Source organism: Erythrobacter sp. AP23, from assembly GCF_001542855.1.
In the GTDB taxonomy this organism is placed as follows: domain Bacteria; phylum Pseudomonadota; class Alphaproteobacteria; order Sphingomonadales; family Sphingomonadaceae; genus Qipengyuania.
This window is the reverse complement of record NZ_LNBY01000020.1, coordinates 119524-137078: the sequence shown is the minus strand read 5'-3', so window position 1 is coordinate 137078 and position 17555 is coordinate 119524. Positions and strand designations below refer to the sequence as shown.

The following is a 17555-nucleotide window of genomic DNA, read 5'->3' as shown; positions in this document are numbered from 1 at the left end:
CACTGGTTCTCATCTGAGCCTCCCACTCCGCTTCTCGGCGCCAATCATTTTTTTGCCTTCAAGCTTGCACGACCTTTTGCTCGATCGTGCCAAAGATCGAGTGACCTTCGGCATCGCGCATTTCGACCCGCACGGTGTCGCCTGGTACCATGAATCGCGTCGAGGGCTCACCGTCGGCGATGGTCTCGATCATGCGGATTTCGGCGATGCAGCTGTAGCCAAGACCGCCTTCCCTGACCGGCTTGCCCGGATCGCCATCGGGCCCCTGGTTCGAGACGGTGCCTGAACCGATGATCGTCCCCGCTCCAAGACTGCGCGTCTTTGCCGCATGGGCAATGAGGTCGGCAAGGCTGAAGGTCGCATCGACACCGGCGTTTGCGCGGCCAAAGGGTTCCCCGTTGTAATCGACCATCAGCGGCAGGTGGATGACGCTGCCCTGCCACGCATCGCCGAGTTCGTCGGGCGTAACAGCGACCGGACTAAATGCACTGGCCGGCTTGGACTGGAAGAAGCCGAACCCCTTGGCGAGTTCGCCCGGTATCAGGCCGCGCAAGGACACGTCGTTCACCAGCATGACCAGTTTGATGTGATCAACCGCCTTTTCGCTGGATACGCCCATCGGCACATCGTCGGTGATGACTGCAATCTCGCCTTCCATGTCGCAGCCCCAACTCGTGTCCTTGAGCGGAATGTCGGCGCGCGGAGGCAGAAATCCATCGCTGCCGCCCTGGTACATCAATGGATCGTGATAGAAGCTCTCGGGGACCTCGGCGCCGCGAGCTTTGCGCACCAGTTCGACGTGGTTGATGTAGGCGCTGCCGTCGGCCCATTGGTAGGCGCGCGGCAAGGGGGAGTGTGCTTCGCGTTCATCGAAGGTCTGGCAGGGGACGGTTTCGTTCTCAACCCGAGTGTAGAGCGCCTCCAGCATCGGGGCGATTTCGTCCCAGTTGTCGAGCGCGGCCTGCAGCGTTGGTGCGATATTGTCGGCGGCACAGTGGCGGATGAGGTCTTTCGAGACAACAACCAGCTTGCCGTCGCGCGTCCCGTCTTTGAGTGTGGCGAGCTTCATTCTGTCTCTCCTTGCGGCCCCTTATAGTCGGGGCTGTCGATCTGGTTGTCGGGATAGGCGCGTGCAAAGGCCTCGTGAGAGAGGCAGGCGCTCTCGATCCGGGTGATGTGGGGGTGGTCCGAAAAGTCGAAATCGAAGCGGCGCGCGTTGTAGACCTGCGGCAGCAGCACGACTTCGAAGAGGCCCGGCGTGTGGAACAGGAAATCGCCGGTGCCAAGCTGGGCGAGCCGCTCTTCCACCGGATCGAAGGTCCGCTTCAACCAGTGACGGTACCAAGTGGCAATCTCGTCCTGCGAATGGCCGAGCCGATCGGCGAGGTATTTGAGCACCGGGAGGTTGTTCACCGCATGCGTTTCGGTGGCGATCGCATACGTGAGTTCGCGCGCGGTGAAGCGGTCCTCTGCACCCTTCGGCAGCAGAGCCGGTTCGGGATAGGCCTCGTCGAGCCATTCGAGCTGTGCCGTCGACTGCGCCCGGTCGCGCCCGTCGGCCTCAAGCAGCGGCACCGAACCGAAGGGATTGCGGCTGACATAGGCCTCGCCCTTCTGTTCGGCCTCCACGAGGTTCACAGGAACATAGTCGTAATCCAGCCCCTTGAGGTTGAGTGCGATGCGCAGGCGGTAGCTGGTCGATGAGCGGAAGTAGCCATACAGCTTCAAACCTCGTGCTCCTTCCGGGCGATCTCGTGCAGCCAGTCAGCATGGCGCGGAGCTTTCTTGGTCTGGCTCCATTCGTCGAGCATCAGCGGGGCGACGCGCTTAAGCTCTGCATATTGCTCGTCGGTGCCGATGTCGGCTGCGAGTTCGACCCGGTGACCGTTGGGATCAAAGAAGTATATCGACCTGAAAATGCCGTGATGCGTTGGGCCGAGCACGTCGATACCTTCGCCCTCGATATGCGCCTGGGCGGTCAGCAATTCCGCTTCGCTGCCGACCCGGAAGGCGAGGTGCTGGACCCAGCCGGGGGTGTTCGGGTCCTTGCCCATGTCGGACTGGTTGGGCAGCTCGAAAAAGGCGAGGATGTTGCCGTTCCCCGCATCGAGGAAGACGTGCATGTAGGGATCGTACTCGCCGGTCGAGGGCACGTGGTCCTCGGCGAAGGCAGTGGTGTAATCCATGCCGAGCACCCGACCGTACCACTCGACCGTTTCCTTTGCGTCCTTGCAGCGATAGGCGGCGTGGTGGACGCCGCCAAGCCTGACGGGATGAGTTACCATGTCGATCATTCCGCAGGCTCCGATTCCTCCGACTTCGCCTCATCGACGCTCAGCACGCCCCGACGGATCTGGTCGCGTTCCATCGAGTCGAACAACGCCTTGAAGTTGCCCTCGCCAAAGCCCTCGTCGCCCTTGCGCTGGATGAACTCGAAAAACACCGGCCCGACCTGCGCTTCGGCGAAGATCTGCAGCAGCAGTCGCGGCTGGCCGCCCTCGGTGGCGCCGTCGAGCAGGATACCGCGCCTCTTGAGTTCGTCGACAGGTTCACCGTGGCCGGGCAGACGATCGGGCAGCATCTCGTAATAGGTTTCGGGCGGCGCGCTCATGAAGGGCACGCCGAGGTCCTTGAGATTGTCCCAGCACTTCACAAGATCGTCACAGATCAGCGCGATGTGCTGAATGCCTTCCCCGTTGAACTCTTTGAGGAACTCTTCGATCTGGCCTTTGCCGCCTTCGCCCTCTTCGTTGAGCGGGATGCGGATCTTGCCGTCAGGCGCAGTGAGCGCCTTCGAGGTCAGGCCCGTGTATTCACCCTTGATGTCGAAGAAGCGGATTTCGCGGAAGTTGAAGAGCGTCTCGTAGTAATCGGCCCAGTACTTCATGCGACCGTTGTAGACGTTGTGGGTCAAGTGATCGATCACGTTGAAGCCGGCGCCGACCGGGTGCTTCTCGACACCCGGCAGATACTCGAAATCGATGTCGTAGATCGAGAGGCCGTTGCCTTGCGCATCCTCGTAGCGGTCGATCAGGTAAACGATCGCGCCGCCGATGCCGCGGATGGCGGGAATGTGCAGTTCCATCGGCCCGGTCTGGACCGCGACAGGCTCGGCGCCACGGGCCAGAAGTTCGGCATAAGCCTTTCGCGCGTCACGAACGCGGAAACCCATGCCGCAGGCCGAGGGTCCATGTTCGCGTGCGAAAAACCACGCCGCGCTTTTGGGTTCGTAGTTGAGGATAAGGTTTATCTGGCCCTGGCGCCACAAGTCGACATCCTTGGAACGGTGCTTGGCCACCAGAGTGAAGCCCATCGCCTGGAAAACCGGCTCGATGACACCCTTCTCGGGTGCGCAGAATTCGACGAATTCGAAGCCGTCGAGACCGATGGGATTGTCGAAAAGGTCGGTCATGATTTGCTCCTAGTATAATTTCAAAAATGAATCGTCTGAGCGCAGCTCAGCACTCGACGACATTGACGGCGAGGCCGCCGAGACTGGTTTCTTTGTACTGCCGGGACATGTCGACGCCGGTCTGGCGCATGGTTTCAATGACTGCATCGAGGGACACAATATGCGCGCCGTCACCGGAAAGGGCGAGATAGGCGGCGTTGATCGCCTTGATCGCGCCCATGGTGTTGCGTTCGATACAGGGGATCTGGACCAGGCCTCCGACCGGATCACAAGTCAGTCCAAGACAATGCTCCATGCCGATTTCAGCAGCATTTTCGACCTGCTCAGGCGTCCCCCCCAAGGCAGCAGCCAATCCGCCGGCGGCCATCGAACAAGCGACGCCGACCTCACCTTGGCATCCCATCTCGGCGGCCGAAATCGAGGCTTTGGTCTTGTAGAGGATGCCGATCGCAGAAGCCGTAAGAAGAAATTCGATTGCCAGATTGCTGTCGCTATCGACGAAGACTTCAAGATATTTGAGAACCGCGGGTAGTACGCCAGCAGCGCCGTTTGTAGGGGCAGTTACGACCTTCCCGCCCGCAGCGTTCTCTTCGTTTACGGCCAGTGCGTAAACGCTCACCCACTCAAAGACATCACCGCGCGCCGCGCATTCACGTTCCATGAGTCGTTTTGTCATCGCGCTCGCCCTGCGCCTGACTTTCAGGCCGCCGGGTAGAATACCCGTTGCGTTACAGCCCCGCTCAATTGAATCGAACATCGCCGCCTTGATCCGAGTGAGCAGAGCGATCGTATCATCCCGATCTCTCCAGGCGGTCTCGTTGGCGAGAACAATTTGGGCGATCGACATCTCGTTGGCCTTGCAAATATCGAGCAGGTCCTGTCCGGACTCGAAGGGGTAGGTCACCGCAACATTGACCGGATCCACCTTGTCCCCAGCTCGACGGATGGCCCCTCCACCGATCGAATAGTAGGTTTCAGAGATGAAGAGACCCGAAGCAAGCTCTGCCTGCAAAGTCAGACCGTTGGGATGATCGTCGAGAAACGTTTCCTTGTGGAACACAATGTCTGTTTCAGGATCGAATGGTACTTCCGCGCGCCCGTCGATCAATAGACGCTTTTGATCACCGACTGCCTCAACAGCGGATTCGATGATCGCGGGGTCGATGGTCTCACATTCGTGACCGGAAAGTCCGAGGATAATGGCCCGGTCGGTTGCGTGTCCGCGTCCGGTAAGCGCCAGCGATCCATAAAGATGCGCCCTGATCGTACTTATCGGGCCTTCAGAAGCGACCTGAGCAGCAAACTGTTTTGCCGCACGCATTGGTCCAACGGTGTGGGAACTCGAGGGTCCTATGCCGATCGTAAAGAGGTCGGAGACGCTTAGCGGCGCCGGACTTCCAGCGCGCTCCTGAAGAAGCTTGCTCACGGCGTAAGCTCCGGGCTTTCGCGATGAAGGGTCAGTTGTTCGTAGGCAAATGCGACGTCGAGGAGAGCTTTCTCTTGTTCGAACCGGCCGACAAATTGAATTCCGCCCGGGGCCCCTGACCCCAGAAAGCCCATGGGTACGGTTATGGCAGGCAATCCGGTGGGAGGAACCAAGACTTGCGAATTGTCGCCGGCGTAATCTTCGTTCCAACGCTTCCGGCTTGCCGGAGGCGAAGACCAGGTCGGATAGGCGATGAAATCCGCCCCGAGGCGGGTCATCATTGCCTCTATCGCGGAACGCGCAGTCTGGCGCGCTTTGTCCTGCTGATATGCCGGGCACTCTGCGATGCTTTCACTATCGAGAAAGAACTTGAACGGCGCTTCGAACTCCTTGGAATAAAGGCCCGATTGGTAAGCAAAGAGAGGATCGTAGTTGGCAAAGATGCCTCCGCGGGATTGGAAATATTTCCTCACATCCGCCCGGAAGGAGAAGCACGGCGAAAGATCTTCCAGCACCGAGCGAATGGCCGCAACATCGAGTTCAACGATGTTTGCGCCTGCACTCTTCAAGTCTTGCTGCGCGCGCTCGAAAAGCTTCGCGATCTCAGGGTGGGTCGGCGTGCCGGTGAGCGACGAAGGTACCACCGCCACGGTGATCCCGGCGAGGTCGCTCGAACCAAGATCGTCAGTGTACGTCCCGGGACTGGCGGTCAGTGTGTCGAGCATGATGGCGGCATCGCGTACGCTCGTGACCATGGGACCCACCACGTCTACTTGTGCGAGAAGAGGTACGATCCCATCGATGGGCACCAGTCCGATCGATGAACGCAGACCAACCAGCGCGTTGTGGGCGGAGGGTCCGCGTATCGAGTTACCCGTATCGGTACCAAGCGATATCGCGAAAAGCCCGGCGGCTTCGCCTGCGGCTGACCCCCCCGATGATCCTGCGGGGACTAGCGCAGGATCATACGGATTCACGGTTTCCCCAGCTATACTGCTGATCGTATGGCGCGGGCTGAAAGCCCATTCGGCCATATTTGTTCGTGCAACCACAATCGCGCCATCACTGCGCAGCCGGGCAACGACTGGCGCGTCGGCAGGGGCGATATTGCCGGCAAGAGCGATGGATCCTGCAGTCGTTGGCTGGCCCGCAACATCGATGTTGTCTTTGACGCCGAGAGTGACGCATTCGAGCGGACGCATCTCTTCACCGTCGCCAAGTCGCTGGTCGATGGCGGCCGCCTCGGCAAGCGCTTGCTCTCGTGGGACGAGTGTGACCGCGTTTATGCCATCGCTTCCGCCTTGTTCTGCGATCCTCGCAAGGGATTGTTCGACGATCGCCACACAAGTTTCGCCCTTCTCGAGCGCCTCGCGCGTTTCGAAGATCTGAGAGGGCGGCAGTTCGCCGGCCGACAATCCCGCCAGAGCTGCCATGGATAAGATCATTGACGACATTGTCATTCGCTCGAGAAGTGTAGAGCGCGCCCGTTCTCACGGTGGACAATGCCTCGCCTCATGACGAAGCTGACGTTTTCGAGCGCTCGAATGTTTTCCAGCGGGTTTTCAGCGATGGCGATGATATCTGCGTCCTTCCCTTGCTCGATCGAACCGATGCGATCGGAAATGCCGAGCAGGTCGGCGGCATTTACCGTCGCGGACTGGATCGCCTGCTCCGGTGACATTCCCAGCCTCACCATGATCGCAAACTCCTGGGCGTTGATTCCATGTGCCGACACTCCGCTGTCAGTGCCGAAGGCAATCTTGACGCCGGCGCGCAGCGCCGCGCCCAGATTGTCGTAGGATACCGCCGCCGCCTGTCTGATCTTTACTTCTGTAGCCGGCGACATCTTTCCGTCCTCGACAAGCTGGAGGACGGTAGTAGGTGCTAGGAGTGTCGGTACGAGATAGGCGCCGGATTGTCGGAACAGGCGAATGGATTCCGCGTCGGCAAATGTGCCGTGCTCGATCGAATCGACCCCGAGGCGGAGCGCCATATCGATACCCGACTTGCCGTGCGCATGCGCCGCTACCTTGCGCCCGAACATGTGAGCGGTCTCGATGATGGCGGACATCTCGTCTTCGAACATTTGCTGGCCCAGACCGCCCGCAACATTCGAGTTCACGCCGCCCGTAGCAGCGAATTTAATCACGTCGGCGCCCGCTCGTATCTGGCTGCGCACGGCACGGCGGCAATCATCTGCTCCGTCGCAAACGCTTTCCTGCTGGCTTGAAAAGAATGTTGTGATGTCCGGAGCATAGCCGTTTACATCGCCGTGGCCGGCGGTGATCGAGATCATCGATCCGGCATCGATAATGGTCGGCCCGGGCAAGCTGCCGTCGTTGATCGCATCCTTCAGTGCGCCGACTGGTTCGCCGCCCCCGAGATTTCGGATGGTCGTAAAGCCGGCCTGTAAGGTTCGTTCGGCATAGACAGCACCGCGAAGAGCGCGGTCGGCAACGGTTCTGTTTAGTGCATCGTCCTTTTCGCTTTCATCGCGCTGTGTGGTGATATGGACGTGGCTATCGACAAGCCCTGGAAGCACCCATGATCGCGAGAGGTCTATGATCTCGACACCGTCTGGAAGGGAGGCCGTGTCCGAAATTCCTCGGACCACGGAGGCGATCTGCCCATCGCGCACAGTAATCGTCGCCGGTCCAGCGAAGGATAGCCCGTCGGGGCGAAGGACATTTCCGGCCAGGATTATCGTTTGCTGTTCTGCTTGCCCTTCGTTGCCAGCCTCTTGGGCCATTGCTTTCGGCAAGCCGTGTAGAGATAGGGCAGCCAGCAAAATAGCTGCTAAGGATTTGAATTTCATCTTGCTATTCCGGTTTATTGTCGGGCCAGCGCTTCCGTTAGCCCGTCGATAAGATCTGCGCCTTCCTCGACCACGATGCTGGAGCCTTCCAGATCGTCTCCGAATGGCTCTGCTCGTCCGCCCAAACATTGTGCGAGAAACTGCTCGCTTGCTGCAAAGAAGCTGAGACGGTTTTCAGGACGAGCAAACCCGTGCCCTTCGTCGGGATAGACGATGTATGTCACAGGGATGCCGTTTGCTCTTGCCTTGGCAACAAGCTGATCGGGTTCGGCCTTTTTTACCCGCGGATCATTCGCGCCTTGACCCACGAGCAGAGGCTTGGTTATCGTATCGACCTTGGAAATCGGCGACGCGGCAAGCAGGTAGGGGACATCCTCGGGATTGTCCGGATCGCCGACGCGGTTCATCAGCTGCGCCCTGAAGGCAAGCCAGTAGGGCGGGGTCGACTGAAAGAGCGTGACGAGGTTCACCGGTCCCACGACGTCGACATTGCAGGCAAACCGATCAGGCGTGAAGGCTGCGGCTAGCAAGGCGGAATATCCGCCATAGGAAACGCCATACACCGATACTCGATCGGGATCGGCAATGCCCTGTGCTATTGCCCAGTCGACCCCATCCAACAGGTCGCGGTGCATCTTGCCAGCCCATTCCTTGTCACCGGCATTCTGAAACGCTTTCCCGAATCCCGTCGATCCGCGAAAATTGATACTGAGAACGGCGTATCCGCGATTGGCCAGCCACTGATGCTCGGGATCGAAGCCGGCCCGGTCGCGCGCATAGGGACCTCCGTGGACATCGAGCACGAGAGGAACTGGCGTGTCGGGCCTGCCATCTTCGTCAGCATCGCTTCCCGGCGGTATGGTCAGATAGCTGACAAGGGAAAGTCCGTCCTGCGACGGGATGACGACCGGTTTCGTTTCGGCAAGCACATAGTCATCGAGTTCGGGTTTGGCCGAGAACAGATGGTCGAGTGACCCACTGGCGCGATCATACAGATAGTAGGTACGTGGCTGGCGCGAATTGCGGACAGAAACGATCCATTTCTGAGCATCACGGTCGGTGGATGTAATATCGAATACCCCGTCGGCTTCTCGCGAGATCTTGTCGAAGTCGTCGGCAACCGCAGGATCGATCGCTGACCATGAACCTTCGTCATATTCTTCGAAAGCCGCCAGCGGACGGCCGTTCCCCGGTTCGGTCAAGATGTTCGAAAGATCCGCTTGCCGGGCGCGAACAAGGACCTTGCGATCTCCACCTCCAAGCGGAATCGCGACGAGATCGGCCAAATCACCGCCGCGGTTGTCGAGGAAAAGCAGGCGGTTCTGATCGTCGATGGAGAGCGGTGAAGCACCATAGGCCTGCTCGCGGCTAATGGTGATGAATGGGTCACTCTCGGGGAGCCCGTTGGTGACCCGGTAATGCTCAACACTGCCGTCGGCCTTCGGAAGGCTCGCCAAGCGTACGGTGAGATCGGCATCGGCGATGACGGACGCAAACTGACCGTCATTTCGGAACACCAGCGTTCGCGACCCGTCGGCCAAAGAGACACGGTAGATGTCGTGGTAGCGCGGGTCTCGATCATTCAGGCCAAGCAGTATTTTGCCGGGATGGTCATGCGAAATCTGGATGACCTGAGTGCGCACTCGGGGGTTGTCGGTAAGATTGACTGCCGTCCCCGGCCGGGCTCCCCGCACATCGACCGACATGAGCTGGAAATTTTCGTTCCCGCCGGCGTCCTGCAGATAGAGGAGATAGGATCCGTCTCCCGACCAATAGTACTGGCGGATGCCACGTTCGGTATCGTTTGTCACCGGGCGACCGGCATCAGGAGCCGAAATCGGTGCGACCCAGACGTTGAGCACTCCGTCGACGGGTTTGAGATACGCAAGGCGCTCGCCCGAAGGATCGATAGAAACGTTCCCGTAGTCCACATTCCCGAAAAGCACCTGCCTCGGAACGAGGGGAATGGCTGCCGACGTCGAGTGCACATCGGCAGCCACCCCTGCGCCGCCCCCGGTTGGAGAGTAAGACGTTGCGCAGGCCGCGAGGGTAGAGGCAGCCAGCACGATTACGGGTGCGGTAAGACTTTTCACGATTTGGGACATTAAAACCTGACTTTGGCCGAGACCGAGTAGCTGCGGCCGAGCAAGCCGGCGAAATAGGTGTTGATACCCGCACCACCACCGAGGCTCGAATAGAGCGGCGGAGCGGCGTCGAAGAGGTTGTCGACATTGAAGCGGAGCACGAACTGATTGCCAATGTCCTGGCTCAACGACAGGTTGAACAGCCACCAGTCGTCGATGCCGCTGACATCGCGCGTGGTCGGGCCGTCATCGTTGTTGAACACGGCATCGCTAAGATACTGGCCCTGCAGGAAGACCCCGAAACCATTGTTGCTCCGGAACTGCATATTGGCGAGAACACGGTGCTTGTTGTTGCCGATTTCGCCGTCATTCTTGTTGAAGTCCGTCCCGGTGACTGAGACTTCGAGCTTGTCGGTATATTGGTAGTTGGCGCTCAGGCTCATGTCTCCCAAGTCGCCAAGACCAAAGCGGTAAGCGAGATTGGCGGTAATCCCGGCAAAGTTGACGGAACCGGCGTTTACATACCCAGTGCGCAGATTGATGACCTGACCCTGCGCGTCACGACCGAAACTGTCGCAGACCGCGGCGTTCGGAAAGTCGGCGCTGTCGTAACAGGATTGCAGGATAGTGGTGGCACCGAGTGACTCGATGGCGTTCTCGAGCTTGATGTTCACGTAGTCGACCGATGCCGTGAACCCCGGCAGGAACCGCGGCCGAAGAACGCCTCCGAAGGTATAGGCCTTGGCAATTTCGTTTTCCAGATTGGGATTGCCAGACAGCGTCGCGCGCTGGCTTGCATTGACGATCAGCGAACCAAAGGGCTGGGTAATTCCGTCAGCGGCACAGTTTGCTGCGCGGCGGGCGGGGTTAGCACCCTGGGTGACAAAGCGTGAATCGCAAGGATCGTTCGCGAACACCACAATGTCCGCAGTCGGGAGGAAGAGCTCGGTAATGGCCGGATTGCGGATCGAACGGGTATAATTGCCCCTGAATTCGATGTCCTCGATTGGCCGGTAGCGTCCGCCTGCGGTCCAGGTGATATCGCCCCCCGCGATGGAGTTGTCGACGTAGCGGATGGCGCCTTCTAACTCGAGGCTGTCGATCAGCGGAATGCCCATCGAAGGCGAGACGATCGGTATGAGCGTTTCGCCGTAGATCTCCTTGGAGTTGAAGCTTCCGCTGACGGGCGTCAGCGGTGTGCCCGAAGCCAGCCCCGAGGCAAGGATGAAGTCTGGCGTAAATTCGGAGCTTTCCTCCCGGTATTCGGCGCCGACTGCGAAACCGATCGGTCCCGCTGGAAGACGGAAGAGTTTGCCCGCCAGGTTGGCAGAGACGAGGTGCTGCGTGAGTTTGGTCTGCGTCGTCGTGTCCACTCCGACGAAATCAACCGCGGCAGGGTCGGGACTGTTGGTGAAGATGTTAAGCGGCACACAGCCGTTGGAGGGATCGCGGCAGACGACCGTCCCATTCGGACCTGCGACCGCATCGACGGCCTGATTGAGGCGATCGGTCAGCAGCGTGCGGTTGGACGACTGGGTTACGACACGACCAAAGCCGTAAAAGATATCCCAGTTCCAGTTGTCACCACCGACTTCGAAATCGCCATCGAGCCCCGCGCTCGCGCGGTAGAGATCCTGCTTTGCTTGCGACGAGCTTCCGCCAAGCAGATCGACATTGCCCTTGTCGACATAGAAACCGAGGGTTTCGGGTGTGCCGTCGAGATCGATGTCGAGATTTGGACCAGCCAGATTGGCCGCGATGATGCCGCGCGCCTGATTTGTCAGGAACGCATTGTCCAGACGGACCACAAATGGACCGGTGACGAAGCGTGCATCGGTATCGCCTCCTGGCCCACGCGTGGTGAAGGCTTGTCCTTGATAGATCGGCTGATTGACGGTTTCGACTGCCTCGGTGCGTGCGTACCATCCCTGAAGAGAGAGGTTGATATTGTCGGTCAGCTCGTAGTTGGCAAAGATGTTGCCATAGTAACGGTCGGATTGGGTCAGCAGCGAAGCGGTTTCCGCCAGATTGATGCCATCGCCGCCCGAATAGAACACCGGGCTTCCGGTCGGCGTCCCCGGATCGAAAGTTACGAGGTCGCCCGAGGATGAGAACTGGACGAGGTTGCCCTGCGCATCGCGAATACCGCCGCCAAAAATATTGAATTGGCGGAAAGCCAGCGGCACGCCGTTGAAATTGCTGACAGCAACGCGCGAATCCGGAACGATTACATTGAGAAATGGCGAATTCGGATCTGCCGGCGCCTGGAAAGTGTATTGGCGCGCTGTTTCTTCGCGGTCTTGCTGGATGAGCGGTTCCTGCCGGTTCCACTCGACGTTGAACACGATATTGCCCCGGTCATCGTTGAAATTGAAGCCGTAGATCGCCTGCGCACGATACTTTGCCGCATCTCCGCGCTCGGTGATGCCGGCCAGGAGATTGGCTTCGAAACCCTCGAAGTCATCCTTCAGAATGATGTTGACGGTACCGGCAATAGCGTCCGATCCGTAAATCGGAGCGCCCCCTACAGCCACTGTCTCGACGCGATCGATCAGCGCTGTCGGAATCGTGTTGAGGTCAACCTGCAGGCCGGGCGCAGCCGGACCATTCACCGATGGCGTGTTGGCTGGAGGGAACCGGCGGCCATCGACAAGGGTTAGTGTTCGCTGCGATCCAAGCCCGAAGAAGTTGAGGAAGTTTTGTCCCACAGCGACGCCCGATTGGCCACCCGTGGGTGAGTTGCCGGGAACGCCGAAGGACGGAAGCTCGTTGATCGTGTCGGCAATGCTTGCCTGATCGCGGGCCTCGATCAGATCGCTGCCCACCACGGTTGTCGGCTGCAGCGTGTCGAACCCGCCGCGGCTGATGCGCGAGCCGGTAACAACAATAGTGTTGTCCTCCTCGACGATCTGTTCCTCCTCCTCGTCCGCTCCTGTTACGACCTGCGCATGCGCAGCGGTCGCCGCTGCGATCGCGAAAAGCGCAGTCGAGGAACGGATCAGGTTTCTGGAGAAATTAAATTTCGTCATGGCAGCTTGCCTCCCCTCAAATATTATCGATAAATGGATATCAAGCTTGCGCCCCTGTTCAATTTCTTATTTTGAATGGATTACATGAGTAAAATTGATCATTTAGCCGTTGACGCCGCGCTCCTGAAAACGCTGGTCATTCTCCACGAGGAGCAGTCCGTGTCCTTGGCTGCAGATCGGTTGGGACTCACGCAATCCGCGCTAAGCCACCGCCTCGCGCGTTTGAAAACGCTGTTCGGAGCAAACATCTTTGTCCGCAGCGGTCGGAAAATCGCTTCGACCCCGGAAGCCGAAGGTCTCGTCGCCGAGGCTCGCAACGTCCTCACCCAGATTGAACGGATGGTTAATCCACAACCGCTGATGCTCGAGGAGCTCACAGATCAATTTGTTATCGCCGCGACGGACTACGAAAGGCATCTTTTCCTGATCAATGCGTGCAAGGCGTTGCTGACCGAGGCTCCCCGGGTGAAGGTAGGTCTTGTCTGGGAGAAGTATGATAATCGCCAAGGACTAAGGGACGGAATGTTCGATATCGCTTGCGGCCCCCTACTGGGGCACACCGACCCCGACATTCATAGCGAGGTGCTACTGGAAGACCGTTTCCTCTGCTTCTTTGACGAGGAGCATGCGAAACGGCCAGAGACCGTCGATACCTACCGCCATGCACGTCATGCACGTGTGATCTTCTCGAGAGACGATTCCAGTTTTGTGGACAACGCACTTTCTGTGAACGGCTTCAGGCGTGACATCGCAATCGACATTCCAAGTCTGTCGGAGGTCCCTCAGGTAATAAGGGGTACTCCCCTTATCGTGACGGCTCCATCCCGGCTGGCAAATTCTTTGATGAATGATTTCGCGAGGTGCCCAGTGCCGTTCGCTTTGCCCGAACTGTCATTCGGAATGGAGTGGCATGAAAGGACCAACAGTTCGCCGCGCCACCTGTGGGTTCGTTCGACAATACGCGAATTTGCGAGAACAGGTTCATTAGATGGACACCGTTCAGAGGGCTGAGTTCACCAAATCTCCAACTATCAACCTGCTTAGGAAGCGCGTTCTCAGAGGAAGTTAACATATCAAAACGCCTAATTTGACGATTGAACAATTCTTGTTTGACGCCAACACAGTTGCCCTCGAAAGACAATGCTGCATCGTGGGAGAGCTCGACTGAAGGTCGGCGCCGAAGGAGCAACCGCCCCGGAAACTCTCAGGCAAAAGGACCGCGGTGCGTTTTCATTCTGGAGAGTGACGCTGATGCGTCCGCCGACGGGATAACGATCTCAGGCACAGTGACAGAAGGGGCATCTTGGCCACGAGCAGGCCTGAAAGGTGCTACCAATGTCGTGCAATTCTTTGCCAGTCAACTTCCACGCTAATCTGTGGCTGCTCTGCGCGACCAATCCTGTGCATGTGGTTCGTCAAATCATCCAGCATCGGATTCCGCGCTGTGTCGACAAAGTCAGCAGGTCAAGCGTTCGCCTCGCGCATCTGTCGGCGGTCGCCATTTAATCCTCGGGGATAGGAGCCTTTGCCATGAACAACTTCTTCACGCGCACCGTCGATAACGATAGAATAATAGCTGATGCTCTCCGCGACGAATGCCGTCGTCAGAATGAACAAATCGAATTGATCGCAAGCGAAAACATAGTTTCGCCTGCCGTGCTTCAGGCGCAGGGATCGGTTTTCACGAACAAATACGCCGAAGGCTATCCCGGACGACGGTATTATGGCGGGTGCGAATATGCTGACGTCATCGAGGCCGAGGCAATCGAACGCGCCAAGAAGCTGTTCGGATGCGATTTTGCAAATGTGCAGCCTCACTCGGGGGCTCAGGCGAATGCCGCTGTGTTTCTTGCGACTTTAAAGCCAGGAGACACCATATTGGGGATGAGCCTTGATGCCGGGGGGCACCTGACGCACGGTGCCCGCCCCACTATGTCCGGCAAATGGTTTAACGCGGTACAATATGGGGTGCGGGAAGAAGACTGCGCCGTTGATTTCGATCAGGTTGCTTCGCTTGCCCGCGAGCACAAGCCTGCGCTCATTATCGCTGGCGGGTCGGCCATTCCGCGGGTGATCGATTTCGCGCGATTTCGGGAAATCGCGGATGAAGTCGGAGCGCGACTTCTGGTAGACATGGCTCACATCGCCGGTCTGGTTGCAGGCGGGGCTCATCCTTCGCCGTTCCCCCATGCGCACATCGTAACCACGACAACACACAAGACCCTGCGAGGTCCGCGGGGGGGCCTGATACTCACCAACGATGAAGCTCTCGCGAAAAAGCTCAACTCTGCTGTATTTCCTGGCATGCAGGGCGGACCGCTGATGCATGTCATTGCCGCGAAAGCAGTAGCATTCGGAGAGGCGCTCAAACCAGATTTCCGGGAATACTCCCACCAGGTCGTTCGGAATGCCCGCGCCCTCTGCGAAACATTGATAAGTCGCGGCGTCGACATCGTGACGGGCGGCACGGACAATCACATCGCGCTGGTCGATCTGCGTTCGCAAGGTGTCACGGGCCGCGCAGCAGAGGTTAGCCTCGAGCGAGCCCGACTTACCTGCAACAAGAACGGCATACCATTTGACCCTCTGCCTCCTGCGCAAACCAGCGGCATCAGGCTTGGCACCCCGGCGGGCACTTCTCGCGGGTTTGGAGAGAGCGAGTTCCAGACCGTGGGCAATCTGATTGCCGATGTCATCGAGGGACTCTCTGCAAACCCTGAAGACAACTCGGCGGCCGAGCAGGCTGCGCGAGCGGAGGTGGCAAAACTCGTGGCCAGATTTCCTGTCTATGGAGAAGGGTTGCCATACATGGCCTTTGGTCAGGAGACTGATAAATGAGCCAGGCTTCCGATCTTCTCAAGACTCCGCTTTACGATTTGCATGTCAGAGCGGGGGGGCGGCTAGTCCCATTCGCGGGATATTCCCTTCCATCGCAATACGCCACCGGGGTGATCGAGGAGACACTCCACACGCGCAAGGCTGCCGGACTCTTCGATGTCTCGCATATGGGCCGGATCGACCTGACCCCGAACTCGGGGAAAATCGCGGATGCCGCGCTCGCTCTGGAGACAATTGTCCCATCGGACATTCTCGGTTTGAAGCAGGGTCGGCAACGCTACAGCGTGTTGACGAACGAGCGCGGCGGCATTCGTGATGATCTGATGATTGCCAATCTGGGCGATCGGCTGATGTTGATCGTCAACGCAGCCTGTAAGCAAAGCGATCTTGAGCATAATCACGGCGGCTTGATGACCAAGTCACAGATGGCGCAATGGCAAACCGACATGGGCGTCCCCCGGGGCCAGGAGTGGGAGCCATTTGCAGCGGTCGAGAATGTCGAGGCCTTAAAGGCATTTCTTGCCGGGGTCCCGTTTTTTTCGGAGGGAGTTCGCCGTCACATTGCACCAAAGCTGCCGGTGCCTTCCATCCAATTCCGACCGCGTCGGAATATCTCGACACAGGCCGCTTTTGGCAACATTCTCGACGAGTTGGCCAAAGGCGACAGCGAATTCGCCAAGCGGATTCTCACGACGTCGCCCGATGTTACGGGTACAACAGGCCTGGGTGCCTTTGTGAACCGTCGAAATCTCTTCGCACGCGACAACAAAGACGACGCGTTCATCGAGCATAGGATACCTTCAACCGCCAAATGGAATTTCATGCCCGAGGGACAGCATTTCGAGCTCGGCATCGCCGAAATGAATCTTTTTCTGCTCTTGGGTGCGGCAGGCTTGTCTCACAGCCTTTGGGGCAAACGCCTGATTCCGATTGGAACGGTTTATGATCCGTTTGTCCATCGCGGACTCGATGCGCTTAACTATGCTTGCTACCAAGACGCGCGTTTCTTGATTGTCGGCACTCCATCAGGTGTCTCGCTGGCACCCGAGGGAGGTGCTCATCAATCGATCGGAACACCGTTGAGCGGAATGGCGCAAAACGGCTTGTCGAGCTTCGAACCGGCTTTTGCTGATGAGCTTGCGCTGATAATGGAATGGGCGTTCGACTACATGCAGCGCGAGGGCCGGGCGGATCCAGACGAACGCACCTTGCTTTGCGATGAGGCTGGAGGGGCCGTGTATCTGCGGCTCACAACCAAGCCTTTAGAGCAGCCCAACCGGCAGACTAGCGCTACGTTGCGCGAAGGCGTGATCGCTGGAGCATACTGGCTTCGACCGCCGGGGCCCAACTGCTCGATCGTTATCGCCTATCAAGGCGCCGTGGCTGACGAAGCGATTGCCGCGGCTGGCCTTATAGGGGAGTACCGTTGCGATATTGGAGTCTTGGCGGTCACATCAGCCGATCGGCTCCACGCCGGCTGGACAGCGGCGCAGCGCGAAAGAGCGCGCGGCGATGCATCCGCACGGTCCCATATCGAGAAATTGATCAGCTCACTCCCCAGCTATTGCACGTTGGTGACGGTGCTTGACGGACATCCGGCAACGTTGTCCTGGCTTGGCGGAGTGGCCGGTCACCGACTTATCCCTCTCGGCGTCGGGGGTTTCGGCCAATCTGGCAGTATCGGTGATCTTGCCCGGCATTTTCGGATCGACCGCCACGCCATAGTCGGATCGATAAATGCATTGACAAGCGGCAGGCCATGCTGACTTGCTAGAGCAATTAGCTTTGTTTCAAGCCCATACTCCACCTGCGAAAAGAAATTCGGTTAATTCTTACAGAGATCGGCAGCTTGCCTGTTTGTACCGATGAATCGCTGTCCTCCAAACAGCTACGCATCATTCCTGTTAGGGGTCCCGGTTTACGTGCGCAGGCCTTGCTACCAAGATCGATC

At 58.5% G+C, this 17555-nt stretch carries 12 protein-coding genes and 1 riboswitch; of the genes, 3 read left to right on the top strand and 9 right to left on the bottom strand.

What is annotated here, in order from left to right; all coding sequences use genetic code 11:
• Positions 1-58: 58 nt before the first annotated feature.
• The 9 genes from ASS64_RS15900 to ASS64_RS15855 are packed head-to-tail and all read right to left on the bottom strand — an operon-like array spanning position 59 to position 12766.
• On the bottom strand, positions 59-1069 hold the full coding sequence (locus tag ASS64_RS15900; protein WP_067696669.1) for a fumarylacetoacetate hydrolase family protein: 1011 nt from the start codon (positions 1067-1069) through the stop codon (positions 59-61).
• Complete coding sequence (maiA, locus tag ASS64_RS15895) at positions 1066-1728, bottom strand: maleylacetoacetate isomerase (protein WP_067696665.1); 663 nt, start codon at positions 1726-1728, stop codon at positions 1066-1068. Before maiA ends, ASS64_RS15900 begins: the two co-directional genes overlap by 4 nt.
• Entirely contained in the window at positions 1725-2294 is a 570-nt protein-coding gene (locus ASS64_RS15890; protein WP_067696662.1) for a VOC family protein, read from the bottom strand. Before ASS64_RS15890 ends, maiA begins: the two co-directional genes overlap by 4 nt.
• On the bottom strand, positions 2291-3412 hold the full coding sequence (hppD, locus tag ASS64_RS15885; protein ID WP_067696659.1) for a 4-hydroxyphenylpyruvate dioxygenase: 1122 nt from the start codon (positions 3410-3412) through the stop codon (positions 2291-2293). The genes ASS64_RS15890 and hppD overlap by 4 nt, the downstream gene beginning before the upstream one ends.
• A gap of 46 nt (positions 3413-3458) precedes the next feature.
• Positions 3459-4838: an L-serine ammonia-lyase gene (locus ASS64_RS15880; protein WP_083508426.1), complete on the bottom strand. Its 1380-nt coding sequence runs from the start codon at positions 4836-4838 to the stop codon at positions 3459-3461.
• Complete coding sequence (locus ASS64_RS16550) at positions 4835-6271, bottom strand: amidase (protein ID WP_198147746.1); 1437 nt, start codon at positions 6269-6271, stop codon at positions 4835-4837. The genes ASS64_RS15880 and ASS64_RS16550 overlap by 4 nt, the downstream gene beginning before the upstream one ends.
• Positions 6272-6294: 23 nt before the next feature.
• Positions 6295-7653, bottom strand: coding sequence for an amidohydrolase family protein (locus ASS64_RS15865; RefSeq protein ID WP_067696648.1), 1359 nt, complete (start codon positions 7651-7653; stop codon positions 6295-6297).
• A 14-nt stretch (positions 7654-7667) separates the two neighbouring features.
• A complete protein-coding gene (locus ASS64_RS15860) occupies positions 7668-9746 on the bottom strand; it encodes a S9 family peptidase (protein ID WP_198147745.1) in 2079 nt (692 codons plus the stop codon).
• An 11-nt stretch (positions 9747-9757) separates the two neighbouring features.
• Positions 9758-12766, bottom strand: coding sequence for a TonB-dependent receptor domain-containing protein (locus ASS64_RS15855; RefSeq protein ID WP_067696642.1), 3009 nt, complete (start codon positions 12764-12766; stop codon positions 9758-9760).
• An 84-nt stretch (positions 12767-12850) separates the two neighbouring features.
• Here ASS64_RS15855 and ASS64_RS15850 point away from each other — a divergent pair, with 84 nt between their 5' ends.
• From ASS64_RS15850 to ASS64_RS15840, 3 genes are all read left to right on the top strand, one after another.
• A complete protein-coding gene (locus ASS64_RS15850; RefSeq protein ID WP_198147744.1) occupies positions 12851-13777 on the top strand; it encodes a LysR family transcriptional regulator in 927 nt (308 codons plus the stop codon).
• A 130-nt stretch (positions 13778-13907) separates the two neighbouring features.
• Positions 13908-13996: riboswitch (glycine riboswitch) on the top strand.
• Between the two features lie 300 nt (positions 13997-14296).
• A complete protein-coding gene (gene glyA, locus ASS64_RS15845) occupies positions 14297-15604 on the top strand; it encodes a serine hydroxymethyltransferase (protein WP_067696636.1) in 1308 nt (435 codons plus the stop codon).
• The gene (locus ASS64_RS15840) at positions 15601-17370 is read left to right on the top strand and encodes a hypothetical protein (RefSeq protein ID WP_083508423.1); all 1770 of its coding nucleotides are present in this window, start codon (positions 15601-15603) and stop codon (positions 17368-17370) included. The genes glyA and ASS64_RS15840 overlap by 4 nt, the downstream gene beginning before the upstream one ends.
• Positions 17371-17555: the final 185 nt, after the last annotated feature.

What these genes read in the sequence shown, in the direction of transcription:
- ASS64_RS15900 (WP_067696669.1), bottom strand. Translation starts at nt 1,069, where the DNA reads ATGAAGCTCGCCACACTCAAAGACGGGACGCGCGACGGCAAGCTGGTT.
- ASS64_RS15890 (WP_067696662.1), bottom strand. Translation starts at nt 2,294, where the DNA reads ATGATCGACATGGTAACTCATCCCGTCAGGCTTGGCGGCGTCCACCAC.
- hppD (WP_067696659.1), bottom strand. Translation starts at nt 3,412, where the DNA reads ATGACCGACCTTTTCGACAATCCCATCGGTCTCGACGGCTTCGAATTC.
- ASS64_RS16550 (WP_198147746.1), bottom strand. Translation starts at nt 6,271, where the DNA reads ATGGCAGCTCTGGCGGGATTGTCGGCCGGCGAACTGCCGCCCTCTCAG.
- ASS64_RS15865 (WP_067696648.1), bottom strand. Translation starts at nt 7,653, where the DNA reads ATGAAATTCAAATCCTTAGCAGCTATTTTGCTGGCTGCCCTATCTCTA.
- ASS64_RS15855 (WP_067696642.1), bottom strand. Translation starts at nt 12,766, where the DNA reads ATGACGAAATTTAATTTCTCCAGAAACCTGATCCGTTCCTCGACTGCG.
- ASS64_RS15850 (WP_198147744.1), top strand. Translation starts at nt 12,851, where the DNA reads ATGAGTAAAATTGATCATTTAGCCGTTGACGCCGCGCTCCTGAAAACG.
- glyA (WP_067696636.1), top strand. Translation starts at nt 14,297, where the DNA reads ATGAACAACTTCTTCACGCGCACCGTCGATAACGATAGAATAATAGCT.
- ASS64_RS15840 (WP_083508423.1), top strand. Translation starts at nt 15,601, where the DNA reads ATGAGCCAGGCTTCCGATCTTCTCAAGACTCCGCTTTACGATTTGCAT.